Source organism: Dongia sp. P2_B8, from assembly GCF_056404715.1.
In genome coordinates this window covers 589,828-613,132 of record NZ_JBFUDM010000001.1, presented here as the reverse complement: position 1 = coordinate 613,132, position 23,305 = coordinate 589,828, and the positions used below count along the sequence as shown (strand labels likewise).

The window sequence follows — 23,305 nt, the reverse complement described above, 5'->3', positions numbered from 1 at the left end:
GGCCGCCGAAGGGCGACCCGTTCGAGGTGGGAAATAGACGTTATCGCCCCCGCCTGTCAACCGGATTCGCGGCAGATAATGCGCGCGCCGGCCACTTTCGCCAGGGCGATCGGAAGACCTTAAGTCCTTGGTTTCAGGCCATCAAGTCGCAAAACCTGGGTAGCCGGCACAGCGCTTTGCCCGGCCTGCTCCAGGCCCAGCACGATAAAGGTGCCGGCCACACAATCCGCCATGGCCGCTAACCGGCTGAATTTATTAAGAATCGGATATTGCAGCCAGTCGAAACCATTGGGCAGGGCCGTCAACCCGGTCGCAATATTGCAGGCATCCCGGAAACGGCCAGCGCTATCCACTCCCCGCAACCAGCCCGCCGGCCAGTCCGGCGGCGAATCCGGCAGATTTGGCCAATGATTGGCGATCGCGACCGGACCGGGCCGCAGCCGGGCTCTCGTCTCAAGACGCTCGATCACAACGGACTGCCCATCTGCGCCGGCCAGACTGAACAAAGCCGGGATCGCCAGCTCCGTATCCCGCAACATTGTCAACGCCTCGTCAAAATTTTCCGCTTTTTCAAAGACCTGCCTTAAAAGATGGGTTGGCGGCAGAGCCGTCCGGCGATCGACGTCAAAGCGCTCCAATACCCAATCCAGGGGTTTAAGCCCGGTCCGCCGCCGGATCGGCGGCTGATTGTAGGAGGCAGCAAAGCGCCCAGGCGCCATGCCGGTCAAAACGCCCACGAATCCAGGCCATGTCGCCTGCCACCAGGCTCCGACATGTGCATTATGGCGCGTGACAGTCAGCGTCGGGCCCATGCCATGAAGCGGCCAATCCAAGGTTCGCATCAGCAGGCCGCCATGGATGATGCTGGAACAGGCCCATTCTGTGCTGATATTGAGCGCGTGAACGCCGGAAACCCCAGCCGCCGCCGCGATCCGGTCGACCTCTTCCCTATAAGGTGTCACATTCCGCGCGATCCAGGGCTTGGAGCGCCCATCCATCCAGGCCTGGACCGGCGCCGTGGTAAGTGCCCGCCCGGCAGCCGCCAGCAGCCGGACCTTTTCCGGTGCCAAGACCGCCAGATGGTCGAGGCCGTGGGATCCCAGGTCGATCACCGGAATCTGCGGCAAGGCACCTTGTTCCATGGTTTATACCCCTCCCCCGGGCGTTCCGACCGTGAGGATCGGCGTTAACCGTCAACCGGGTCAAGCCGGGCTTGCGAATACTGATTCACTTCGCTAGGTTCCGCGCGCATCAAACGGCCCGGATCTTCCGGATCCCTTGCGGAGGGGTGCCAGAGTGGCCGATTGGGACAGTCTCGAAAACTGTTGTACGTGCAAGCGTACCGTGGGTTCGAATCCCACCCCCTCCGCCACTAAACTTCTCATAAACTTCTCAGAGCCCAATCAGGGACTGCACTTGCCTTGAGAATAGGCCGAGAAATTTCGCCGCGATCGAACAAGCTGTGATCGCCGAGACGAGCAGTATCAATATGTAGAGCGCCTGCCTTTCGGAGAGATATGGAATGCCATCCAGCGCGGTGGTGATCGCTCCAAAAGCGAGCAGATGAGAAAAATAGATAAAGAACGATCGTCTGCCGAGGTCCGCCAACCACTCAAGCTGAACAGGATCATCGTCCCTGCTTCGCCACCAAAACAGCAAGAGCAATGACCCAAGGATACTTGAAGCCTTCAACTGCGATGAGGCAAACACCGGCAAGCCGACGCTGACCAACCACCACGCCTCAAGAAGTCCCAGCCCGATGCAGGCGAGCCATGCTGCGCAATACACCCAGTGGCTTGCTTTCAAAACCGTGGCCTGTCCGCGGGCGGCCAGAAATCCAAGATGATAAAATGGGTACCAAACAATAAACGGTATGGCGAAGTACGGGAATGTGGCGAGCTTAGGGCTGAATCCGCTGAACTGTATTGCATAGGTCAAAGAGAGACCGGCAAGGGTTCCCAGAAATATCACCCCGAGATGCATTCTGGCGCTTTGCAGGTGGGCTATAAACGGCGTCAGCAGGATCATCTGGGCGAGGACAATGATAAAGTACCCGATCCCGATCCCCTGTCCGAGGGCGATATCGAGGACGATTTTTTTCAAAGAGAAAAAGTCTTGGCGCTTCAGCAACAGCAGATAGATCAGCGTCCAGACGAGGTAGGGTACCAGGATCCGAAGGAGCCGCGGCCAAACGTAATGCCAATAGGATCCGATAGGTTTCGAACCGGCAAAATATCCGGCTATTGCCAGGAAGGCTGGGACAGCGAAGTCGACGAACTGGCGTAACACGGTCCCGACGACAAAGTTTTCGCTGCTCACAGGAAATGCTATCGCCGCGTTAGCGGCGTGGATGGCCACGACAGCAACAACAGCAAAGCCTCTTGCCTCGTCCCAATAGATATTCCGCATCGACGATTCCCTCGATGGCCGGATCTTCTCGCCAAAACGAGCATAATTATTTATTTTTCTATTTTTACATGCGATTTTTACAATACGAAGATGATCAAGAGAGGAACCAGCATCAGGAAATGGTAGGTGTCGGGAAATCGGCCGTAAGTATTACGAACGTCTAACCGGCGATCTGATATCGAGTTCCACCTTCGCCGCTATTTCTCCAGCTCTAAAAGAGACATGCCACTGATATCGATGGCGACTAGGTACTTTCCGAGCCTCGCTTTTAAAAATTTATAACTACATATTAGCTACTACTAATAATCACGACGCGGCAGGCGACTGAGCTTCGCTGGTCTCGTGCGATCTCGATCGGCTTGGCTTGGCCCTCCTCCGTGCCGGTTGACCCGACACGTCGATCGACCATTCCTTAGAACATACCCTGGTCGTTCGCCCCGAGAACTCGCTGCATCCTGCCGTCAAAGTCCGAGCTACGCGAAGCTCAACGGAGTGCGCCGATATGTTCAACCCAGTTCTCATCCTGACGGACCGTGCTGCCGATGCCACCCATCTCACCAGCGCCTTGGTAAATGCCGAGGACGGCGGTTTCGAAGTTGAATGGGAACGCAGCCTATCCGCAGGCCTCAAAAGAGTCGGCAAGGGTGGGCTCGACGCGATCATGGCGGACTTGTCTTTGTCCGATAGCGCTGGTGTCGCCACCTTCGATCGCTTACAAGCCGTTGCCTCCCAAACTCCCATCATGATCTTGAGCGCAACCGGTGACGAGAATTTGGCGAGAGAAGCAGTGCGGCGTGGCGCACAAGGCTATTTGTCGACAAGTCAATTCGATAGCAATCTGGTACCGCAAGCCATGCGCAGCGTCATTCAACGCAGCTTGATCGAACAGGATTTGTACAAGGAGCGCTCCCGCGCGGACATCGCGCTCAATTCAATCAGTGACGCCGTCATCTGTACCGATGTGTCGGGCAATGTCGACTACCTTAACATCGCGGGCGAACGCCTGACGGGCTGGTCGCGGGAAGACGCTCGCGGACACCCGATCAGCGAGGTCTTTCATATCATCAACGGGATCACCCGTGAACGGCAGCGGAATCCGGTCGAACGCGTACTGCAAAACGACGAACCTATGGGACTGGAAGCTGACACCGTGCTGGTTCGGCGCGATGGAAGCGAAGCCGCCATTGAAGATTCCGCCTCGCCCATCCATGATTGGAATGGCCGCCTGACCGGCGTGGTGATCGTGTTTCATGACGTCACGGCCACGCAGGCCATGACTATAAAGATGGCGCATCTAGCTCAACATGACTTCCTGACCAACTTGCCCAACCGTGTTTTGCTCAATGATCGCATTGCACAGGCAATTCAGTCGGCAAAACGGCGGAAAACGCAGCTTGCCCTTCTATTCGTTGATTTGGACAATCTGAAATACATCAATGACTCACTGGGGCATGCGACGGGTGATCGATTGCTGCAATCGGTCACGCAGCGCCTGATCAACTGTGTGCGCAGCTCGGACACTGTCAGCAGGCAAGGCGGCGACGAATTCGTCATCCTGTTGGCAGAAAGCAGGTATGAGAAGAATGCTGCGCTGACCGCTGAAAAGATCCTGGCAGCACTGGCTCTACCGCATGAGATTGCCTTGCGTGAACTGCATGTCACAGCCAGCATCGGCATCAGCGTCTATCCAGCGGATGGAAAGGATGCTGAGGCGTTGATCAAGGCCGCGGATACTGCGATGTACAGTGCTAAAGAAAAGGGGCGCAACAACTACCAATTCTTCAGAAATGACATGACCGTCCGTGCCGTCGAGCGGCAACTTATCGAGGCCGGGTTGCGGCACGCGCTGGAGAAGCAGGAGTTTGTCCTGCACTACCAGCCCAAGATCAATCTCGGCACCGGCGCAATCACCGGCGTCGAAGCCTTAGTGCGCTGGATGCATGCCGACTGGGGACCGGTATACCCTGCGCGCTTTGTGCCGATCGCCGAGGATTGCGGCCTGATCGTCCCGATCGGCCGCTGGATTCTGCGCGAAGCCTGCACGCAGGCAAAGCGGTGGCATGATACCGGGTTCGCGCCGATATCCATGGCTGTCAACATTTCTGCTCTGGAGTTTCGCCACAAGGCCTTCCTCGAAGGCTTGCGCACCATTCTCCATGAGACCGGCTTGGCACCGGGATATCTGCAACTCGAGATCACCGAAGGTGTCCTAATGCACGATGCCGAATATAGCACGGCGATACTTCAGGAACTGAAGGTAATGGGCGTGCAGTTGGCGGTGGATGATTTCGGCACTGGCTATTCCAGCTTGAGCTATCTTCGCCAATTTCCCCTGGATGTTCTGAAAATGGATCAGTCATTCGTTGGTGAGATAGAGTCGACCACACACAATGGCATCATCGCCAGTGCCGTGATCAGCATGGGGAACAGTCTCAAGTTGAAGGTCGTCGCTGAAGGCATCGAGAATCAAGTACAGCTGAGTTTCCTGAAGGATCGGCACTGCGAAGAAGGACAGGGTTTCCTATTCAGCCGCCCTGTAATTGCCGATGAGTTCACGGCATTGCTTGCCAGCGGCATTTCAAGTTACCGGCCGGGAGCCCAAGCCTGATGGCAGTTGACTACGGCGGCAAGCTACCGGCGCGGGCCGGTTCGACGCAATCTATGTCCTAATTGATCTTGCCCGCATGCGCCAACCTGGCAAGTTGCGCAGCCCATACGACGCTAGTCCACGAGCTTCGCCATCGCGACGGCAATGTCCTGGCGGCGGCCGGCATCTGCGTCGGGGCGATCAGGCCTCGGGGCGGCAGAAAGAGCCCTTTCCAGATATTGTTTTGCCTTGCCCTTCTCTCCCTGCTCGATCAGGTAGTCGGCATAGAAATAATTTTCGTCGATGCCGGTCGGATTGAGCGCCAGCCCCTTAGCGAGATAATCGGCAGCCTTGTCATCATCGCCAAAGCCAAGCGGCCAACCGGGCACCTTGTAGTAAAGCGCCCCAATGGAGGTATCGATGCCACCACCCAACGCCTTTTCATCGATCTTGGCGGCGGCTTCCAGCGATGTCAGTGCCTGCTTGGCCAAATCGAGCGCACCCAATCCACCTTTGGCGCCAGCATAAGTGCTAAGAATGATCCCACGCCAGGCGAGCAGCGACGCCGACTGCGGGTATTGCTTCACTGCATCCTCAGCAGCTGGCACGAGTGCCTTGAATGCAGCTTCCCGGTCCTTCTCCGGCACCTGGTAATTTGCAGTCGCCCATTTATGCTGCAGATCCAAAAGCAGGATGGCAGGATCCTGACCTGCTGATGCAGCCCCAGCTCCCGCGAGAAGCGGAACGACAAGTGCGAAGCACTGCGATAGATTACGGATGTTCATGTCGGGAAGTCTCCTCTTCAGATGAGTACCCGGCAGCGGTGCCGGGTGCATGAATCATGATCTGCCGGCTTGTGTCGATAAGGCTGCGGTCGACCAAGCGGGGCAGCAATGCATTAAGTTTGGCGAATATGCGCTCCGGCCAACCGATGATCGTTTCGGAGCGCTGTGCAAGAATCGCCTCCACGATGCGCCGTGCCACTACTTCCGGCGCGTCCATGGTCATCTTGGTCGCCCGCGCCATACGATCGACGGCGCCGTCGTTAAAGCCGGTTCGCGTGTAGCGCGGCGCCACGTAGACGATGCTGATGCCGCTGCCACGCAACTCGCGGCGCAGCGCCTCGGAAAAGCCACGCAGCGCAAATTTGCATGCGCTGTAAACCGGAAAACCAGCAAAACCGATGCTCCCGAAGACCGACCCGATATTGACGACAATGCCGCGATGGTTCTTTTGCATGCCGGGTAGCACGGCACGAGTCATACGGATCGGGACTCCGATGTTCGTCTCGATCAGACTCTCGATAGCCAGATCCGGCATGCCAGCAAAGTGCCCGAACCAGTTCACGGCGGCGTTGTTGACGAGAATATCGATCGGTCCGTTGCAATGCGATGCCCGGCGAATCAATTCATCGAAGTCCGTGCTGCGATCTAGAGAGACGGCGATTTGCGTCACCATCACACCCGACACACGCAATGCATCTCCCAACGCGGACAATCGCCCCGGATCGCGTGCGATCAGCGTCATGTCAAAGCCCAGCGCGGCTAGCTGGCGCGCAACCGCGGCGCCGATACCGCCGGTCGCGCCAGTCACCAGCACATGCATCCGATCCTTCACGCTGCCGCCCTATCGACACCGCGGAAGACGTCCGCATAGAGCCGGTAGAACGCCTTTGCCGCATGTACAACGGCATCTTGGTCTTCGCGCCGATCGAGGCGATTGATCAGACTGGCGAATACTTTCGTGTGCTCGATGTCGAGCGTGCCGTGAGAGGTCAGGTAGGTGAAGGCGTTGGCCGGCAGCTGCAGCGCGTTGCGCAACACGTCTGCGGCCCGGCTTGCCAGCTGCACGCTGGTCCCCTCGAGCACATGAGCCATGCCGAAGAAGATTACCGGATTCTGCCGCTGGATCCCGTCATAAGCATAGGAAACCATCACTTCGGTGGCGTGACTGGGTGCGCCATGTCGGACCTCGGCCGAACTTCCGCCGGCATGATCGATGTCAGCAAGGATCCATTCATCGTGACCTGCCTCTTCTTCGATATAGTCAACGATGGCATTCCGCAGCCAACTCAGATTGTCCGGCAAGCGCGATCCGCAAGTCATCAGGAGCGGCACAGTATGGCGCACATGATGATAGGCCTGAGCCAGAAACTCGAGATAGTTGGCGCGCGTAACATTGCCGTGCAGGGCGTTCTGAATCAGTGGAACAGCGAACAAGGCCTGTCGCTCGGTTTCGGTCTGGGCGATCAATTCTTCATGAAACATGGATAAGTTCCTCTTGGTACAAGCGGTCAAGGCGATCCTGATAGAGTTCGGCAATCTGCTGTCGGCGCAACCGGCCGTTCCAGGTCAGCAAGCCATTGCTGGGCAGAAAGGGCTGATCGGCCACCAGCCAGTCGCGGATGCGCGCGTAATCCGGCAGGCGAGCGTTCACCCGCTCGATATCGGCCGCCAGTATGTCTCTCCAGGTAGTGGCATCTTTGGCGATAACCTCGGGATGCGGCACGATGATTGCGGCATTCCACGGCCTCGCCTCACCAAAGACGGCGGCCTGCGCAATGGTCGGGGCTGCGCTCAATTCGCATTCAACCCAATCCGGCGCCACGTTACGGCCGAAAGCCGTGATAAACATGTTCTTCTTGCGGCCCGACAGATAGAGGTAGCCATCCTCGTCAAGGCGGCCGATGTCACCGGTAGCGATGGGCTCGACACCGAACATCGTCACACCACCGTCCGCCTCGAGATAGCCGGCCGCGCCTGCCCCGGCCACCATCACCTCGCCATCATCGGCCAGCGCGATACTGCAATGGGGCAAGACCCGACCAACGCTTCCCGGCCGACTATGTGTGCGAGTATTCAATGTCACGACAGAGCCGCATTCTGACAGGCCATAGCCCTCGAAGACCGGCAATCCCAGTGCCCGCGCCTGCAAAACGGTGCCATCCGCCAAGACGGCGCCGCCCACAGCGACATGGCGTAAATAGTCCGGCTGCCAACCGGCATTCCTTGCCACGGTGACGAGAACGTCAAGAATCTGCGGCACCGTCACGATACTGGAAGGCCGGTGCCGGTCGAGCGCCCCTATAAGCTGCATCGGGTTCAATCCCGACGAACCAGCGAAGCCCAAAGATGCCAGCGGCAGCGCACAGATTTCGGCGCCCGCCAGAAGCGACACGTCAATGCCGGCAATATTCTCCAGCAGGGCTGGGTACGGCAGAATGCTGAGATGCCGATCGTGGTCATCGCCTTCCGTGGCGCTCAACAATGATTGTGCAACTTGGTCAATGACTGTGTCGCTGAGGCAGACACCCTTCGGTCGGCCGGTCGTGCCGGACGTGAAGGTCAGCTTGCGGGATCCGGGTGGCAATGGCGGCCGGCCGATGCCGGCACTCTGCGCCAGTCCGAACAGATATACATTGTGCAGCTGGGACTCCTCGCCCAGAACCTGCCGCGCCGTCTGCAACATGGCACCTACACGTTCACCGAGCCGGTGCGGGGAATCGGTTATGACCAGGTCGACGCCGACACGGCGCAGCACATGCTCGATCTGCTCGTCGGAGAAATAGGCTGGCAGCGGGACGACGATGCACCCGGCTTGCCGTAGAGCAAGATCTGCCACAATCCAGGCAAGACCATTGTCCATGAAAAGGGCGCATCTTTGCGCGGTCGTCGCGGTGAGGATGGCAGCTGCATTGATGACCATCCGATGCAAATGACGATAGCTGACGCTGCCGTCCTCCGTGCGGACGGCTATATCCTCTGGGCGCTTCAGTGCCCAATGCGCCAAGGCGGCCAGTGCGTCTGGAAATGTCATCATGCGGACCGCCACGTAACGGGGCCAGCCTGAGTCGCTGTCTCCAGCATGCGATAGCCGTTGCGGATATCGCCGGCCATGACCTGCGGAGAGGCTGCAAAATAGTCACCCCATTTGGCAAGATCCGCGGGATCGAGCCGGCTTGGCTCCGCTGCGGCCAGGGTTACGGGCTGCAGGCCAAGCCGTAAGAATGCAGCACGTAAAGCAGCTACACCGGTGAAGACTACCCAATGAAAATCAGCGTAATAGAGATAGCGCGTCAACGTCACGATCATTGACCGGGCATTCCCCGGCATCGCAGCTAAATTTCCGACCTCGATAATGTGTGACCGCGCGACAGCTCTGCGTGAAAATGAAGCGATCGCATGCTCGACCGGTTGATCGAGATACTGTTCCATATACAAGCGTTCCTTCGCTGCCTCACGCAGCCCGAATGCACAGACCAAATCACCGCCAGCATCGGTCATCGTAAAAAGACGTGGCATCAATGTATGGAGATCGGCACCAAACGACTTCCGAAACCTGCTCCTGATCAGATTTTCAGTAGCGTGACGCTCCGGGCCCGTACATTCGTGAAGAACTGCGCCTTCAACGCTTTCCGGCCATCTCGGCAAAGCTGTCATTTCCCTGTCCTTATCTTTTCTTGACGGAGACACTGAGCATTACTCTCCGCACGACGCGACATCTGCAGATCGATGCTGATGGGCTTTGCTCGATGCACGTCGGCACTTAAACGCAACATGCTGACGACAGACTGTCGCCTATGCTGCGACGCAACGGCGCGTTCTGCGTAAATGCAGTGGCTCACGGAAAGGTGATCACAACGGCATCATGTGGTTGACGCGCGTCACCACCACATCAGCTACCTTGCAAATCCTTGACTGCATAGGGGCCGGCGGCTCGTTGAAGAGTCACTGCGCAAGAGAGGCCCGCGCGAGCGATCAGATGCGACCGCGTTCCGTAATGCGCCGCCGATCGTCAGCCGATAGCTTCCCGGCAGTCCGCAGAAAGAAATCTGACATGGCTGAGAAGAATTTGTCGGCAGCTGCCTTCCGACTATCGAGGGCCTGCCGATAGGCTGTTTCGTCAAGTGGGTCTGCGGCGAAGACTCGCATCAGGTCCCGTTGCGTGTTGTTGAATGCTTCAAACAATGCATCGAGCTGCGGTTCCGTCTCGTCATAGGCTTGCAGCAACTCATGTCGGCCGGCATCCGACAAAGATTCCGACAAGCGTTCGATCATGAAGCGCGGCGGTGGCGGCGTGAGAAGCGGCGGCGGTGGGGGTCGAAAGAAATGCGGCGCCACGGCAGCGCCCAGCAAGAACATATTGACCAGCACGGATGCCAGCAGCCACTTGGCCGCATTCTTGCCGCTGAAAAGATCATGCATGGGATCGACCTGGACGCAAAAGAACTGGGATCAGAGGTAGAAGACGTCGGTACACAGCATAAAGACACCGGACACGTCATAGACGGTTTGCGCCGGCATCACCAGCCAGCCCGATGCCAGCCCGACGATACCGACGGCCGCATAGAGGGCGACCTGCCGCAAGCCGAACGTCCAGACAGATGCCGCCCCACCCTGTACCTCGGTAGAGGCGGTGGCCGCATCCACCGCACGCTGGCGCGCGAAGATCCGCTCAGCGAGGCCATTGTCGCTGGGGGCGGATGGCCGGGCCGCCAGAAATTCGTCAACCAGCCGTGCATCGGCCAAAGCCTCTCGGGCAGCCGGCGACACCGCCATCAATTGCTCGGCACGCAGTCGCCTTTCCGATGGCCAGTGGCCTAGGTCGCCACCAAACTGGTCCAGATCGGCTTCAAATTCATCGAGTGTTGCGGTCTCATGAGTTGGCCCCTCATGAGTCGGGGAAGGCTTGCTGCACATTGAGGCGGTCCCGTTTTAATTGGTCCCTGAGGTTCTGTCGGCCCCTCTTTAGGAGCGACTCTGCGGCCTGTACCGAGATACCCATCGCCATAGCAGTATCCTTCACACTATAGCCTTCGTGATAACTCAGAAACAAGGCAACATATTGTGACCCTGGCAGCAAGGCCATGGCGTCTCTCAACCGACGCATGACATGACTGCGATAAATGCGGGTCACCGCATCGGCTTGGTCGTCGGCGGGCTCGTCGATGGTGTCCATGGCAACGTCCCGGCGCTTTCGCCGCACGTCCATGCATCGATTAAAAATCACACGGAACAGCCAAGACGTGAACTTGGCATGGGTTCGTTGCCATTTGGCACGCTTCACCCAGATCTGCAAAAAGACGTCCTGGACGATATCCTCGGCCAGCGAGGCTTCTCCCAGCAGCCGAACGGCCAGGCGCTGCGCCCGATAGACGTGTCGTGTGACCAGTAGCCGAAATGCCGGCTCGTCGTCCTGGCGCATCAAATCGAGCAAATCTTCATCGGGCATCGCATTGTCCGGCGCGCCAGCGCGATTGCTGGCCGTCAGCATGGTGTTGCCCGCCAATGTCGCGGTATCCACACCCAGGCGCGCATCAATGGACCTAGAGAACGACATTGATGTCTCTGGGCGCAGCAGCCAGGGACGTTGTCACCCCGCCTGCCGGCGTCGGCAGATGGGCCGAAACCTTGCGCCAAGCATCGCGCATGGCACGGATTTGGCGGAGTAACCGCGCCACGGCTGCTGCTGGGTCGTTTCGCCGCGGAACGGCCAGAATCTGAAAGTTCATGGTCAGATAGAAGCGCTGCAACGACGCTTTCAGAGCCGCGTCCTGGCGCGGATCGAGAGCTGCGTGCAGGCCAAGCGTCAGGCGCGATGCGTCCTGCAACAGTCTAAATTCAGCATCGAACCGACCAGCCGCCCGCGCTTCCTGTGCCTGCAGCAGGTCGACCACGATCGCGTCATAAACCGCAATAACCACGTCAAGGACACTCGAACCCGCATGCGCCGATCGATAGGCGCGCGCCGCTACACCCGACCCTAGCTTCATTCCCGCCCCCCAAGAGTCACTTCTCGCCTAATCGTCATTGTCGGCCAGCAGGATCGCCAATTGTTCCCGCAACCGGCTGGCGGCATTAATCTGTGCTTCAATGCGTGCGTAGTATTCCGTCAGCCACGCCCGGTAGTCTTCGGTTCGTTGCTGAATATTGCTGACCTCTGTTTCCATATCCGTAATGCTGTCATTCAAGCTATCAACCAGCGTCGTAATCCGTGATCCGTCGGCGCCAGCATAGGTCCCGGCATAGTCACCGATTATGTCTGAAAATTTCTGCGCCATTCCCCGCGTAATCGACACGTTTACTGATGCAGATTCCGCGCCAATGTAGGCAAAAACGATCCCCTCATATTCAGTTCCCTCGGCACCTTCTATCCGGTTGCCGGTAACGGTAAACAGGCTGGTATCACCGGCAATTCCAGCACTTGTGATGTTTCCATCCGCGTCAACCGTGATGTCGAGGGTAAATTCTGCCGACCCGCCGGTCGAACCGTTATCGATCACGGCGAGCTTGCTGGACGACGTCTCAGACTCAAATCGAAACAATGCCTCGACGGTATCGAGATCTGATGCCAGCGCATCAGCCAAGGCGGTGCTATCGATCGTCAACTTGTTTTCTTCATCCAAGGTGATGCCGATCATCGCCAGGACCGCACTGTCATCACCTGCACTGGCCGATAACAATGACGAGAGATCGTTGCTCAAGCTACGTACCAAGGCGTCGCCATATAGAACGGCAGTATCAGCTGCTTCACCATCCGACGTGACCTCCTGCTGCGTCAGGACAAAGTCGCGGACGGCGTTATAGGCGTCGACAAAATCCGAGATTGCCGTATTGATTCCGCTGAGATCGGCACCGATATCCAGCGTGATCGTTGTGTCTTCATCGCCGGCGTAGAGATAGAGCGTAACGTTATCGATAAGATCATCTATTTCGTTGCTGGATCGCGTCACAGAAACGCCATCGATTGTGATGACCGCCGCCTGAGCGACCTGCAATTCATTGCCGATCTCGCCGCTGCTGGTCACCAGCCCCAGAGATTCAAGGACGGTACCGTCAGTGTCGCCAAGCGAGATTGCCTTATTCGTTTCGCTTGCCGTCAGAACCAGCATATAGGAGGCGTCAGACAATTTGAGTATGGAGGCCGCCACGCCGGTATCGTCGCTCTCCGCGTTGATGGCTTCGGCAATCTCGTCCAGCGACATATCGCTGGCAATCTCAATCGACACGGCATCATTGTCACCGGCGGCCAAGCTGAACGTTCCTTCCAGGCCCAGCGCGTCTGATCGACTGGAGCTGTTGTCGGCCGCAATCTTGTGGGCGGTTGCGACCTGCTCGACAACAATGCTGTAGCTGGCAATTTCGGCATTGGCACTGACCGATGCGCCCATGACGTCGGTCGCATCCGATGCCCCGGTGGCGCTCAACGAGACCGATCGCTCTTCAAACGCATCCGTTTCCGATGACGAGGCAGGGTTGCGCAGGGCGTCCGCCGCGTCCGACAGCGTCAACAGCAGCGACTCCAATTCCTCATAGGCGCTGACCTTGGCTTCGGCGGCCGTGACCTTAAGCTCGATCGTATCCGACGCCGCCTCGCGGACGGCAACCGCATTCTCAATCAGCGTCTCGGTATCGAGGCTGGCGGTTGCCGACGTTACGGCAGAAACGCCGCTGGTGGCACCAGAAATGACCGTCATGATCGTACCTTCCTAGAGTGCCCTGCTACCAGTTTTCCACCAACGTGCGATCTGGATAGGCGAGCTACACGGACTGAAGATTGGAATTTCAACCTGCATCGCCCACCTATCCTGATCACTCGCTCTACTGCAGCAGCTTCGACAGTCTGGTTGACATGTCGTTGGCATGGCTCAGCGCCGAAATGCTGGCATCGGTCAGCACTTCGGAAGTCGTGAGGTTGGACTGCTCCTCGGCCACATCGGCATCCATGATGGCCGATTCAGCCGAGCTCAGATTTTCGATTGAAGTGTCGATCATCTGGCCGCGATAGTCGAAGCGCGACATCTGAGCACCGATGCTGGCTCGAGCGGACAGCACCAGATCAACCGCGGCATCGATGGCTGCCGCAGCGGTGGTGGCATTGGCTTGGCTCGTGACATCACCCGTCAAGCCCAGGGTCGTCGTATCCAGCGCATCAATGTTCACCGTCAGCACGTCAGTCGTGGCGTCCGTTCCCAGCAGGAAGGAGACGCCAGTGCCGTTGGAGAAATCCGATGTGCCATCGAGCAGTGATTCACCGTTGAACCGCGTACCGGTCGCGATACTGTCGACTTCGGAGACCAGTTCCTGGAATTCGGAGTCGATATAGGCGCGTTCGGTATCGGTGACCGCACCTGAAAGCGACTGCGCTGCCAACGTCTTCATACGCTGCAGAATATCCGAGATCCTGGCAGCGCCGCCGTCTGCGGTCTGCAGCACCGAGGCGCCGTGAGCCGCGTTGGTTGACGCCTGCTGCAGCACTGTAACGTCGGACTGCAGGCCGATGCCCACTGCAAGACCAGCAGCGTCATCGGACGCCTTGGTGATGCGTGAACCGCTCGACAATTTGGCGACTGAACTCGATTCCTGGGCTGAGTTCAGGTTGAGGTAACGTAAAGCGGTGTTGGCCGCTGTGTTGGTACCAATGACAGGCATGAGATATCTCCACCCGTTTGAGAGGGAACCTGCGCCGGCCGTTTAGCCGGTCGCGACCATCAGAACGCCCCGGTCTGAGCCACGGGCTCATTCAAAGTGCGGGCTGACTACAGATTGAACGCGGCATGGTGCGGAACCGGGCGCTCATAATTTAGACAGGCGCCAAATAGAAATGTGCCGGTAGAAATGTGTCTGAATAATTCGCAAGAAACTGCGCCCGATATTGCGCGGAGCCGCGTTTAACCTGCAGTCAATCCTGCAGCGGAGGCGTCGCAATGTCGGTCAGCAGCGTGGTTACATCGCTTACGAACGCAACAGCTGTCTCCAGCTCAAGCAGTTCCTCGTCCTCATCTTCATCGACGACCAGCACGACGTCGTCGGACTCGACCACGACACTTTTCGACAATTACGAGGCGTTCCTGACGCTGCTGACGACCCAGTTGCAGAACCAGGATCCGCTTGACCCGATGGATACATCGGAATTCACCAACCAGCTGGTGCAATATGCGGATGTCGAACAGTCCATCAAGACGAATGATACGCTTGAGAGCCTGCTCAGCCTGACATCCTGGAACACCAACACGCTGGCGCTGAGCTATGTCGGCAAGACCGTCGAATACAGCAGCGATTACAGCACACTGGAAGATGGCGCGGCGAACTGGAGCTACGATCTCGAGGACGATGCAAAATCGGTCTCGATCTCAGTGAAGGATCAGAACGGCAACACGGTCTACACCACGACCGGCGAAACGGGTGCTGGTGCCCACGAGTTCACCTGGGACGGCACCGACAGCGATGGCAATGCGCTGGACGACGGCACCTATTCACTCTCGGTCACGGCTGTCGGCGCGGATGGCGCTGAAGTTACAGCGGATATCACCAGCATCGGCACCGTGTCCCGGGTCGATACCTCCGGCGATGAGATCGAACTCTATATCGGCGATCTCGCCATTACGTCCGACATGATCACGGCCATCAAAAGCTAAAGACGCCCCCACAATCCGTCGCGGAGAAGCACCATGAGCCTAGGTAACGCCATCAACACCGCCGTCTCGGCTCTCAATGCCCAGAGCCAGGCCATTTCCATGATTTCCGACAATATTTCGAACAGCAGCACGGTCGGCTACAAGGCTACCAGCGCCAGCTTCAGCTCTCTGGTGACGCAGAATTACAGCAGCTCTTCCTATGCATCGGGCGGTGTATCGGTCACGGACAACCGCAATGTCGGCCTCCAGGGCCTCATCGAAAGCAGCACGGTGTCGACCAATCTGGCTCTGGATGGCGGCGGCTTCTTCGTGGTGGGCCAGGTAGGCAATAATGGCCAGGTAGATTATGCCTACACCCGAAATGGGGAATTTTCTGCCGACAAGAACGGCAATCTCTCCACCACCAGCGGCTACCAATTGATGGGATATCGCGTTGATTCGGAAGGGAATCCGATCAACGGCGACGTTTTCAGCGTCGATGACCTCTCCGCCATCGATGTCGACATCGTTTCCGGTTTGGCCCAGGCCAGCAGCACCATAACCCTGTCAGCCGGCCTGCCGGCGGACGCCGCGGTCGGCGATACGGTTTCGCTCGACGCGCAGTTCTTCGACAGCCTCGGCGTCGCCCATGAAACGACCCTGACCTATACCAAGACCGGCACGAACGAATGGCAGATGACTGTCGGCGATGCCGTGGACCCGGACGACGCCACATCGATTACCGGCACCGGCACCAGCGCCACCTATGACCTGGTCTTCGATACGTCCGGTACGCTCAGTTCTGTCTCGCCATCGCCGGTGGAGCTCACCTTCACCGGCATGACGTCGGGGGCTGCCGACGTCACCCTCACACTCGACATCCAGGATTCCGGCAGCCTCACGCAATATGCCGCCCAGGATGGCGATATCGACATCGAACTCTATTCCATGGACGTCGACGGTGCCAAATATGGTCTCTATACCAGCGTCGAGGTCGACGACGATGGCCTGGTGACGGCCAATTTCGACAATGGCCTTAGTCTTGCCATCTACAAGGTACCGGTCGCGACATTCGCCAATCCGAATGCCTTGCAAGCCTTGTCCAACAACGTTTTCCTGCCGACCGTTGATTCCGGCGGCTATGTCCTCAAGGATGCCGGCGAAGGCGATGCGGGGCTCGTCCGCTCATCCTCCGTGGAATCCTCCACCGTCGATATCGCTGATGAGTTCAGCCGCATGATCATCGCACAGCAGGCTTACTCCGCGGCATCAAAGGTCGTCACGACGGCCAACGACATGATTCAGACCCTCATGAGCGCCATTCGCTGATCGCGGCGGAAAGGATCCCTGACATGACGCGCGCCAGCACATCCCTGCCGGACAAGGCACGCCTCAACCGCCTGCTGGCGCAAGCCAAGCAGACCGAAGTGATGGTCATTGTCGAGACCCGTGAACTGCAGCGCCTGCGCGCTGAGCGATCGCCCTGGACACAGGCACGCGAAATCCGCGCCCGGAACCTGCTGGGCGAAATCGACGAATGCCTCAAATCATTGCGCGATGGCCGGCGTGACCTGCTGCTGCGCCTCAAAATGATGTCGCACGCTGTTGAGGCCGCTCGTGCCTACTCGAAAATCGGTCACGCCACACGCTGACGAAGGGAGATCCTCAATGGCCTTCTATGACAGGATTAACGAAACAGCTGATGCCTTGGACAGCTTGCAGCAGTTGCTGGTCCAGGATTTGGCGTGCCTGCAGGCAGGTTCGGCGGCCGCCATGCGGGATGGCCACCGCAAGAAAATGATCGCCACCACGATCGTGCGGGAAGAACTCACGAACCTGTTTCAGGCCATGTCCGAACAGGCAGAGAAAGACGAATTGCCCGACGTCCCGGGCCTGCGCGAGCGGCTGGGAGAACTCGTGACTCTGGCCGAACAGCACCGTCGTACGCTGGCAGGTGCCATCGATGCGACCAAGGAACGGATAAATGTCGTGGTCGACGCTCGTAGACGGGCGGCGGCCCCTCATGAAACCTATGGCCCCAATGCTGCCATCCGACCGGGGCCCGTCAGCCGTCATGCGCTGACCATGAGTTCACGCAAAGTCTAGCCGCCGGTATTCATGAGCAAAGACAGGCAATCGCCATGAGCTTGACCAGCGCACTCAACATCGCCGCTTCAGGCATGCGGGCAACGCAGACCGCCATTTCGGTGACGTCGAGCAATATCGCCAACGCCGATGTCGACGGCTATACCCGCAAGACAATCGTCTCGCAGACAGTTGTCGTCAGCGGTGTCGGCAGCGGTGTCACTCTTTCCGACATACAGCGGCAGGTCGATGCTGGGCTGGAGCGCCGCACCAACGCCGCGCGCAGCCAGAGCGGCCTCACGGACGTACTTTCGGACTATCTCGGACAATTATCCAATGCGCTAGGGACGACCACCGGTGATGATACCATCGCCAGCGCCATCACCGATCTTGCCACATCCTTGCAGAGCCTGTCGCTGACGCCTGACAGCGCCAGCGAGGCCCAAGCAGTCGTTTCCGATCTTACCGATCTGGTTGACCGCGCCAACGACCTCACTGATTCCATACAGGATCTGCGCAGCGACGCCGACAAGGCCATTGCCGACAGCGTGGATACGGTCAATGCGTCGTTGCAGCGTCTCGACGATCTCAACGACCAAATTCTGCGGGCGCAGGCGAGCGGCGCGTCGACAGCCGATCTTGTCGATCAGCAGATGCAGGAAGTGTCGATCCTGTCCGAACAGCTCAGCATTTCCTATTTCAGCGACGGCAATGGCGCCATCTCCATCTATGGGCCAGGCGGCAGCATCCTGCTTGACGACACGGTCCACGCCCTGGATTTCACGGCCGCCGCCAGTATTGATAGCAGCAGCTCCCTGTCGAACGGCACGCTTGCCGGCATTACCGTGGGTGGCAAGGACATCACCGGCTTCGTCACCAGCGGCAAGGTCGGCGGCCTCCTGGATGTTCGCGATGACGTCCTGCCCGCCCAACAGGATATTGTCGACACATTGACCGACGGCGTCATGACCGTCGTCAATCAAGCCCAGAACAGCGGCACCTCCCTACCCCCGCCCGACAGCCTGACCAGTTCTGATGCCATCGACGGCACCCAGGCACTTGGCGGTAGCGGCACATTGCGCGTTGCCGTGCTGGACGACGATGGCTTCGTCCAGTCCTTTACCGACCTCGACCTCTCGATCTATGCGACGGTCGACGATCTCATTGCTGCCGTTGACGGGATTGGCGGCGTTACCGCCGCCCTCGGTACCGACGGCAAACTGACGATATCAAGCGACGATGCCAGCCTTGGCATCGGCATCGCGCAAGTTTCCGGCGGGATCGGCACGGACAATACGAGCGTCTCGATGGCGCTTGGCCTCAACGATCTCATCAGCCAGGATGCGGCAGGTCATCTGTCGCTGCGTAGCGATATCGCCGCCGACCCCTCCCTGCTGGCGCGCGGCATTCTGTCGACAGATAGCGGCCTAGCCGTGGGCGATACCGGCGTCACCAGCAGCGATTCATCGGTTATCACCGCCATGACCGACGGTTTCAGCAACAATCAAAGCTTCGCCGCGACGGGTGGCCTCAGTGCGGTAAAGACGACGCTTGCTGGTTATGCCAGCGAATTCATCGCTCATGTTGCGGTGCTAAGCGACGAAGCTGCGGCCACGGCGGACATCAAGGCCGGCGCCCTCTCCAGCCTGTCCAGCAGCCTTGCCAACGGGTCCGGCGTCAATCTCGACGAAGAAGCGGCAGAACTCGAAATCCTGCAAACAAATTATCAAGCGGCGGCAAACGTCATCTCCGTCATCCAGGAGATGTACGACGTGCTGTTGAACATGGTCTAGAGACAGGGCTGCGGATATGGATCGGATTTCCACCTTCAACCAGCAACGCCAGTTCATCACCCAGACGCTGGAAGTGCAGAAGCGCTATGCGGTCGAACAGACGCAGGAATCGACCTCGGTGAAATCGCTGACGTATGACGGATTGGGCGCTGACTCACGCACGATCATCAGCCTGGAATCTGATGTGAAGCTGGCGGATCAATATGTCAGCAGCGGGACAATCGTCTCAACGCGCGTGCAGAGCGCCTACTCGGCCGTGACGTCGATCAGCGATATTACGACGCAGGCGCGAGCCTGGCTCTCTGCCCTGGTATCAGGTGCGACTGATGATATCAGCGGCGCCAATGTCCAGGCCCAAGCCTATCTCGACCAGGTCGGCTCCCTCCTCAACACCAAGGTGGACGGCTATTATGTCTTTGCCGGCACGGTTTCCAATGCTGCGCCGGTCGATCTTAGCGCCTATGTCGCTGCGGATGCCACGACCGTAGATACAAGTTACTATAACGGCGCACAGTCGTTCGCATCCTACGAAGCAGCTCCGGGCCTGACCATCGAATATGGCGCTCGGGCCGATTCGAGTGGCTTTGAAAAACTGCTGCGCGCCCTCAGCCTTGCGGCAAATGCCAGCGAGAATCCAGCTGATCTCGACACCATGCAGGACGCCTATGATCTGCTTGATTCGGCCATTGACGATATCTCTGTCGAACAATCACGCCTTTCGGGCATCGCCAACAGCGTCGACGACGCGATGGATCGCAACGTCGATTTTCAGCTTTATGCGGAATCCCTGGTGGATGATCTGAAGAACGTCGATGTGGCAGAGATCACGGCCAAATTGGCTGCCACGGAACTGCAGCTTGAATCGTCCTATGCGGTCTTGAAGACACTGCAGTCGATCAACCTGCTCGACTATCTCTGAACTGCGGGGGCCGAGCCGCACTTGGCAGGCGTGTGATCGCAGCAGCGCCCCGCAGAAGAGATGGAACCGCCCCTGCCAAGGCCATGGCGACAGCCTGCCCACCAACATTCAGCATGCCGGCCGATATCAGGCCGGCGTGACGAATTTGCGGGCCGATTTCCTGGCGCATGCGATGGTGATAGGCGTGAGCGTCGCCGCCGGCGAGATAGATTTCGACCGCCGCATATGCCGTGTGCAAGGCAATCGACATGCCGTCCCCGGAAAAGGATGGTGTCACTGCCATCTGGTCGCCGAGCCGGAAAAGGCGGGCCGGGTCGTCTGATTTTGGTTCATGCACGAAGCCATAGGGAATTCGGGCTATGGCCAGGGGCCGCTCCAGCTGATCGATGGCGCCGTCCAGGCGTGTATGCAGATGCACGTTCTCCGCCATCAACTCGGCCAACAGGCGCTGCCAGTCATGATCGGCAGACGCGAAACGTTCGCGTCGCACGAGGAGGCAGAGATTTGCGAGATTGCCGTCGACCATCTGCAGGCCGGCATAGCCACCGCGGAACAGGGCGATTTCGACAACCTGCTTCAAGGCATGCTGCTGCAATGACGTCAGATGGTAGTAGCTCTTCAAGCCGATGAGATCATTGGGGCGCGGCGGCATTTCGCGTGATGCCCCGCGCACGTCATGCTTGCCGCTGGCAAGGAAAAGTGTGTGCGACCTGATCTCGCCAATCCCATCGACAAGCAGGCAAAGCTTGTCGGCCACATTGATTTCGCGAATTGCATGGCCACGCCGCACGTCGACACCGAGCGCCGCCGCGCGGCTCAGCAAGGCTTCGTCCAAGACATGCCGCGACAGGCCGTAGCCAAGAAACGGCAGTTCCGCTGCCGCCGCCTTGGTCCGCCGCGTCAACCGCATATGCGTGACGGGCACCGCCCCCAGGGCAACAAGGTCTATCCCGAGGTCGGACAGAAACCCCTGTGCCTCGCAACTCAGAAACTCGCCGCAGACCTTATGCTTCCCCTGGCTTTCACGCTCGATCAGCAGAACCGGTCGCCCCGCACGCGCCAGCAGGCAGGCCGCAACGGATCCAGCCAACCCGCCACCCGCGATGACGACCGGAATCATGGAACCGTCCCCGCCCCGGGCGGCCGCACATGGCCCACGCAGTATCGGAATGGCATATGCCATTTGATGTCGCCAGAAACGCCGGCCTCGATCAACAGATGCTCCCAGTCTTGGCGCTGGAAACTGCGGGCGATCGAGACCGGTCCGTCGTGCCGTACGAACCGGTGCCAACCCATCAAAGCCGAGAACGCGCGAAAGAGATGATAGGGCAAGGGATGCCGGTGGAGATCGTTGACAAACCAGCCGCGGCGCGCCTGCTGTTCCATCCAGCGCAGGAATACGACGATCTGCGCGTCAGTCATGTGATGCGTGACCAGCGAACTGATGATGAAGTCGAAACGTTGATCCTTGGCGATGTCGAAGATATCGCCTGTCTGGAAATCAATTTTCATCTGCACCGGTGTTGCCTGCCTGGCTGCGACGGCGCTCAGGGGATTGAGGTCCATGCCATGCAAGTTGACGGTCAATCCACGCCGCCGGCTCCATCGCCAGATGGCGCGCAACATGTCGCCGTGGCCAAAACCCACATCCAGGACCGATATCGTGCTGCCGGGCGGCGAATGGCGCGTGGCCCTGGCAAGCCACGCCAAGGTGGGCGGCCGCGCCATGGTCAGGGTATTGACCACTGACAGATCAGCGAGGCATCGCGCGAAATCCTCTGCCGTGACGGTTTCTGTATCCATCAGTTCGGTGGCGCGGCTGCGTTGGGTAAAGTCCATGGTACTCACCCGGCGACCGAGAATCGCGCGGTCTCAGCCACCATGCCAGGACCGAATGCCATAATCATGCCGCGGGCGCGCTGCAGGCCAGCGCGCATCATGCGTGCAAGCACGAACATGACTGTGGCCGACGACATGTTGCCATAGTCATGCAGCACGGCACGGGAATGCGAAAGCGCATCGGCCGGTAGCGACAGGCCGGATTCGACAGCATCGAGAATGGTTCGGCCACCTGCATGCACAGCCCAGAGATCAATGGCCTGCGTCCCCTCGCCCCGGAGAATGCCCGTCGTATCCGACCGGCCCAACTCCTGGCGCAATGCCTGACTGATTCGGTTCGGCACCTGGCCGGAGAGATGCATATCGAACCCCTGATCACCGACCTTCCAGGTAATGAGATCCTCGGATTTGGGAATGATGACGGACCTGAAATCCTCCAATGCGATGCCCACGTCGTCGGCCGTTATCAGCGTGGCGGCACAGCCGTCGCCAAACAGCAGGAAGGACAGCACTGATTCCAGATCCGTCGTTTCCTGGAGATGCAGGGAGCTAAGCTCAAGGTTGATGACCAGAACACGTGCGGCAGGTTCCGACCGCACGATATGATGAGCGGCGCGCAGGGCTGGAATGGCTGCAGAGCAACCCATGAAGCCGATCATGGTTCGCTCAACCGTCGACGCGAGGCCGAGCCGCTCCGCCAAGAGCAAATCGAGCCCCGGCGCGCTGAAGCCGGTGCAAGAGGCGATGATCAAATGGGTGATGCTGGCTATATCCGCCGCGATATCCAGCTGCTCAATGGCCTGCAGCGACAGCTTCAAGGCTTCCGGCGCATAGAGCGCCATGCGCTGCGCCGTGGTTGGAAACGACCCCCACGGATAGAAACCGACAGCATCCACCGCGCCACTTTCGGGCGACCCTATGGGCAAAAAGGAGAACCGATGCGCGATACCGCTGCGCCGCGCTGCACGATCGAACAGCCGCCTTTTGACATCGTCCCCCAGCATGGCGCTGGCATGCCCCACAAATCCGGCATGGATATCGTGGGGTGGTGTGGCGAGGCCAATGCGGTTGATATACGCCTTGGCAATTGAGGGGTTGATCGTCACTTAAAATGTACCTCTCGATCGTTTATGCCCGCACCACCCGATCATTCATACGCAGCTACAGGACAAACCTTTCAGCCTTGGGACAAAATAGCGCGGCAACGGCACGGCCCGGCGATTCCAGGCCCGGTATTAGAGGTTGGACATAGTCTAATGTTGCCACCGAGAAAGCGA

23 protein-coding genes and 1 tRNA gene are annotated in these 23,305 nt (G+C 58.7%); 8 read left to right on the top strand and 16 right to left on the bottom strand.

Annotated features, from left to right (window positions below):
- Positions 1-119 precede the first annotated feature (119 nt).
- Complete coding sequence (locus tag AC1DWZ_RS02720) at positions 120-1,142, bottom strand: C45 family peptidase (RefSeq protein ID WP_477167326.1); 1,023 nt, start codon at positions 1,140-1,142, stop codon at positions 120-122.
- 140 nt (positions 1,143-1,282) lie between these two features.
- Between AC1DWZ_RS02720 and AC1DWZ_RS02715 the strand changes: the two genes are divergently transcribed.
- A tRNA-Ser gene (locus AC1DWZ_RS02715) sits at positions 1,283-1,372 on the top strand.
- 20 nt (positions 1,373-1,392) lie between these two features.
- Here the strand turns inward: AC1DWZ_RS02715 and AC1DWZ_RS02710 are convergent.
- On the bottom strand, positions 1,393-2,409 hold the full coding sequence (locus AC1DWZ_RS02710; protein WP_477167325.1) for an acyltransferase family protein: 1,017 nt from the start codon (positions 2,407-2,409) through the stop codon (positions 1,393-1,395).
- A 502-nt stretch (positions 2,410-2,911) separates the two neighbouring features.
- On the opposite strand from AC1DWZ_RS02710, the gene AC1DWZ_RS02705 reads away from it, so the two are divergent.
- Complete coding sequence (locus AC1DWZ_RS02705; protein ID WP_477167324.1) at positions 2,912-5,017, top strand: putative bifunctional diguanylate cyclase/phosphodiesterase; 2,106 nt, start codon at positions 2,912-2,914, stop codon at positions 5,015-5,017.
- 113 nt (positions 5,018-5,130) lie between these two features.
- On the opposite strand, the gene AC1DWZ_RS02700 is transcribed toward AC1DWZ_RS02705, so the two are convergent.
- The 11 genes from AC1DWZ_RS02700 to AC1DWZ_RS02650 all read right to left on the bottom strand — a co-directional run bounded on the left by AC1DWZ_RS02700 (position 5,131) and on the right by AC1DWZ_RS02650 (position 14,427).
- Positions 5,131-5,832, bottom strand: coding sequence for a tetratricopeptide repeat protein (locus AC1DWZ_RS02700; protein WP_477167323.1), 702 nt, complete (start codon positions 5,830-5,832; stop codon positions 5,131-5,133).
- Entirely contained in the window at positions 5,768-6,613 is an 846-nt protein-coding gene (locus tag AC1DWZ_RS02695; RefSeq protein ID WP_477167322.1) for an SDR family oxidoreductase, read from the bottom strand. Before AC1DWZ_RS02695 ends, AC1DWZ_RS02700 begins: the two co-directional genes overlap by 65 nt.
- Positions 6,610-7,263, bottom strand: a complete 654-nt coding sequence (locus tag AC1DWZ_RS02690; RefSeq protein WP_477167321.1) for a TenA family transcriptional regulator — start codon at positions 7,261-7,263, stop codon at positions 6,610-6,612. Before AC1DWZ_RS02690 ends, AC1DWZ_RS02695 begins: the two co-directional genes overlap by 4 nt.
- Entirely contained in the window at positions 7,253-8,815 is a 1,563-nt protein-coding gene (locus AC1DWZ_RS02685) for an AMP-binding protein (RefSeq protein WP_477167320.1), read from the bottom strand. Before AC1DWZ_RS02685 ends, AC1DWZ_RS02690 begins: the two co-directional genes overlap by 11 nt.
- Positions 8,812-9,435 (bottom strand): thermostable hemolysin, encoded by a 624-nt coding sequence (locus AC1DWZ_RS02680; protein ID WP_477167319.1) that lies wholly within the window; start codon positions 9,433-9,435, stop codon positions 8,812-8,814. The genes AC1DWZ_RS02685 and AC1DWZ_RS02680 overlap by 4 nt, the downstream gene beginning before the upstream one ends.
- A gap of 318 nt (positions 9,436-9,753) precedes the next feature.
- Positions 9,754-10,200 carry a periplasmic heavy metal sensor gene (locus AC1DWZ_RS02675; RefSeq protein ID WP_477167318.1) on the bottom strand — a complete coding sequence of 149 codons (447 nt, stop codon included), beginning with the start codon at positions 10,198-10,200 and terminating at the stop codon, positions 9,754-9,756.
- 30 nt (positions 10,201-10,230) lie between these two features.
- Positions 10,231-10,695: a hypothetical protein gene (locus AC1DWZ_RS02670; RefSeq protein ID WP_477167317.1), complete on the bottom strand. Its 465-nt coding sequence runs from the start codon at positions 10,693-10,695 to the stop codon at positions 10,231-10,233.
- Positions 10,667-11,284, bottom strand: coding sequence for a sigma-70 family RNA polymerase sigma factor (locus AC1DWZ_RS02665; RefSeq protein WP_477167316.1), 618 nt, complete (start codon positions 11,282-11,284; stop codon positions 10,667-10,669). The genes AC1DWZ_RS02670 and AC1DWZ_RS02665 overlap by 29 nt, the downstream gene beginning before the upstream one ends.
- A gap of 37 nt (positions 11,285-11,321) precedes the next feature.
- Complete coding sequence (locus AC1DWZ_RS02660; RefSeq protein WP_477167315.1) at positions 11,322-11,768, bottom strand: flagellar protein FliS; 447 nt, start codon at positions 11,766-11,768, stop codon at positions 11,322-11,324.
- A gap of 27 nt (positions 11,769-11,795) precedes the next feature.
- The gene (gene fliD, locus AC1DWZ_RS02655; RefSeq protein ID WP_477167314.1) at positions 11,796-13,472 is read right to left on the bottom strand and encodes a flagellar filament capping protein FliD; all 1,677 of its coding nucleotides are present in this window, start codon (positions 13,470-13,472) and stop codon (positions 11,796-11,798) included.
- Between the two features lie 124 nt (positions 13,473-13,596).
- Complete coding sequence (locus tag AC1DWZ_RS02650; protein ID WP_477167313.1) at positions 13,597-14,427, bottom strand: flagellin; 831 nt, start codon at positions 14,425-14,427, stop codon at positions 13,597-13,599.
- 275 nt (positions 14,428-14,702) lie between these two features.
- Between AC1DWZ_RS02650 and AC1DWZ_RS02645 the strand changes: the two genes are divergently transcribed.
- Genes AC1DWZ_RS02645 through AC1DWZ_RS02620 form a run of 6 tightly spaced genes read left to right on the top strand, consistent with a single transcriptional unit; the run spans position 14,703 to position 20,189 of the window.
- Complete coding sequence (locus AC1DWZ_RS02645) at positions 14,703-15,413, top strand: flagellar hook assembly protein FlgD (protein WP_477167312.1); 711 nt, start codon at positions 14,703-14,705, stop codon at positions 15,411-15,413.
- 33 nt (positions 15,414-15,446) lie between these two features.
- Positions 15,447-16,721 carry a flagellar hook protein FlgE gene (gene flgE / locus AC1DWZ_RS02640; RefSeq protein ID WP_477167311.1) on the top strand — a complete coding sequence of 425 codons (1,275 nt, stop codon included), beginning with the start codon at positions 15,447-15,449 and terminating at the stop codon, positions 16,719-16,721.
- Positions 16,722-16,744: 23 nt separating this feature from the next.
- Complete coding sequence (locus tag AC1DWZ_RS02635; RefSeq protein WP_477167310.1) at positions 16,745-17,044, top strand: hypothetical protein; 300 nt, start codon at positions 16,745-16,747, stop codon at positions 17,042-17,044.
- Between the two features lie 16 nt (positions 17,045-17,060).
- A complete protein-coding gene (locus tag AC1DWZ_RS02630) occupies positions 17,061-17,498 on the top strand; it encodes a hypothetical protein (RefSeq protein ID WP_477167309.1) in 438 nt (145 codons plus the stop codon).
- A gap of 35 nt (positions 17,499-17,533) precedes the next feature.
- Entirely contained in the window at positions 17,534-19,270 is a 1,737-nt protein-coding gene (gene flgK / locus AC1DWZ_RS02625; protein WP_477167308.1) for a flagellar hook-associated protein FlgK, read from the top strand.
- A 16-nt stretch (positions 19,271-19,286) separates the two neighbouring features.
- Positions 19,287-20,189: a flagellin gene (locus AC1DWZ_RS02620; protein ID WP_477167307.1), complete on the top strand. Its 903-nt coding sequence runs from the start codon at positions 19,287-19,289 to the stop codon at positions 20,187-20,189.
- Here the strand turns inward: AC1DWZ_RS02620 and AC1DWZ_RS02615 are convergent.
- Genes AC1DWZ_RS02615 through AC1DWZ_RS02605 form a run of 3 tightly spaced genes read right to left on the bottom strand, consistent with a single transcriptional unit; the run spans position 20,167 to position 23,134 of the window.
- On the bottom strand, positions 20,167-21,309 hold the full coding sequence (locus AC1DWZ_RS02615) for an NAD(P)/FAD-dependent oxidoreductase (protein ID WP_477167306.1): 1,143 nt from the start codon (positions 21,307-21,309) through the stop codon (positions 20,167-20,169). The genes AC1DWZ_RS02620 and AC1DWZ_RS02615 overlap by 23 nt on opposite strands.
- Positions 21,306-22,028, bottom strand: a complete 723-nt coding sequence (locus AC1DWZ_RS02610; RefSeq protein ID WP_477167305.1) for a methyltransferase domain-containing protein — start codon at positions 22,026-22,028, stop codon at positions 21,306-21,308. The genes AC1DWZ_RS02615 and AC1DWZ_RS02610 overlap by 4 nt, the downstream gene beginning before the upstream one ends.
- Before the next feature lie 5 nt (positions 22,029-22,033).
- Positions 22,034-23,134, bottom strand: coding sequence for a type III polyketide synthase (locus tag AC1DWZ_RS02605; protein ID WP_477167304.1), 1,101 nt, complete (start codon positions 23,132-23,134; stop codon positions 22,034-22,036).
- Positions 23,135-23,305 lie beyond the last annotated feature (171 nt).

Excerpts from the sequence above, each read along its gene's own strand:
- AC1DWZ_RS02685 (WP_477167320.1), bottom strand. The coding sequence starts at position 8,815 with ATGATGACATTTCCAGACGCACTGGCCGCCTTGGCGCATTGGGCACTG.
- flgK (WP_477167308.1), top strand. The coding sequence starts at position 17,534 with ATGAGCTTGACCAGCGCACTCAACATCGCCGCTTCAGGCATGCGGGCA.
- AC1DWZ_RS02620 (WP_477167307.1), top strand. The coding sequence starts at position 19,287 with ATGGATCGGATTTCCACCTTCAACCAGCAACGCCAGTTCATCACCCAG.
- AC1DWZ_RS02710 (WP_477167325.1), bottom strand. The coding sequence starts at position 2,409 with ATGCGGAATATCTATTGGGACGAGGCAAGAGGCTTTGCTGTTGTTGCT.
- AC1DWZ_RS02610 (WP_477167305.1), bottom strand. The coding sequence starts at position 22,028 with ATGGACTTTACCCAACGCAGCCGCGCCACCGAACTGATGGATACAGAA.
- flgE (WP_477167311.1), top strand. The coding sequence starts at position 15,447 with ATGAGCCTAGGTAACGCCATCAACACCGCCGTCTCGGCTCTCAATGCC.
- AC1DWZ_RS02660 (WP_477167315.1), bottom strand. The coding sequence starts at position 11,768 with ATGAAGCTAGGGTCGGGTGTAGCGGCGCGCGCCTATCGATCGGCGCAT.
- AC1DWZ_RS02645 (WP_477167312.1), top strand. The coding sequence starts at position 14,703 with ATGTCGGTCAGCAGCGTGGTTACATCGCTTACGAACGCAACAGCTGTC.
- AC1DWZ_RS02720 (WP_477167326.1), bottom strand. The coding sequence starts at position 1,142 with ATGGAACAAGGTGCCTTGCCGCAGATTCCGGTGATCGACCTGGGATCC.
- AC1DWZ_RS02650 (WP_477167313.1), bottom strand. The coding sequence starts at position 14,427 with ATGCCTGTCATTGGTACCAACACAGCGGCCAACACCGCTTTACGTTAC.
- AC1DWZ_RS02670 (WP_477167317.1), bottom strand. The coding sequence starts at position 10,695 with ATGTGCAGCAAGCCTTCCCCGACTCATGAGGGGCCAACTCATGAGACC.
- AC1DWZ_RS02680 (WP_477167319.1), bottom strand. The coding sequence starts at position 9,435 with ATGACAGCTTTGCCGAGATGGCCGGAAAGCGTTGAAGGCGCAGTTCTT.
- AC1DWZ_RS02615 (WP_477167306.1), bottom strand. The coding sequence starts at position 21,309 with ATGATTCCGGTCGTCATCGCGGGTGGCGGGTTGGCTGGATCCGTTGCG.
- AC1DWZ_RS02675 (WP_477167318.1), bottom strand. The coding sequence starts at position 10,200 with ATGCATGATCTTTTCAGCGGCAAGAATGCGGCCAAGTGGCTGCTGGCA.
- fliD (WP_477167314.1), bottom strand. The coding sequence starts at position 13,472 with ATGACGGTCATTTCTGGTGCCACCAGCGGCGTTTCTGCCGTAACGTCG.
- AC1DWZ_RS02705 (WP_477167324.1), top strand. The coding sequence starts at position 2,912 with ATGTTCAACCCAGTTCTCATCCTGACGGACCGTGCTGCCGATGCCACC.
- AC1DWZ_RS02700 (WP_477167323.1), bottom strand. The coding sequence starts at position 5,832 with ATGCACCCGGCACCGCTGCCGGGTACTCATCTGAAGAGGAGACTTCCC.
- AC1DWZ_RS02635 (WP_477167310.1), top strand. The coding sequence starts at position 16,745 with ATGACGCGCGCCAGCACATCCCTGCCGGACAAGGCACGCCTCAACCGC.
- AC1DWZ_RS02630 (WP_477167309.1), top strand. The coding sequence starts at position 17,061 with ATGGCCTTCTATGACAGGATTAACGAAACAGCTGATGCCTTGGACAGC.
- AC1DWZ_RS02690 (WP_477167321.1), bottom strand. The coding sequence starts at position 7,263 with ATGTTTCATGAAGAATTGATCGCCCAGACCGAAACCGAGCGACAGGCC.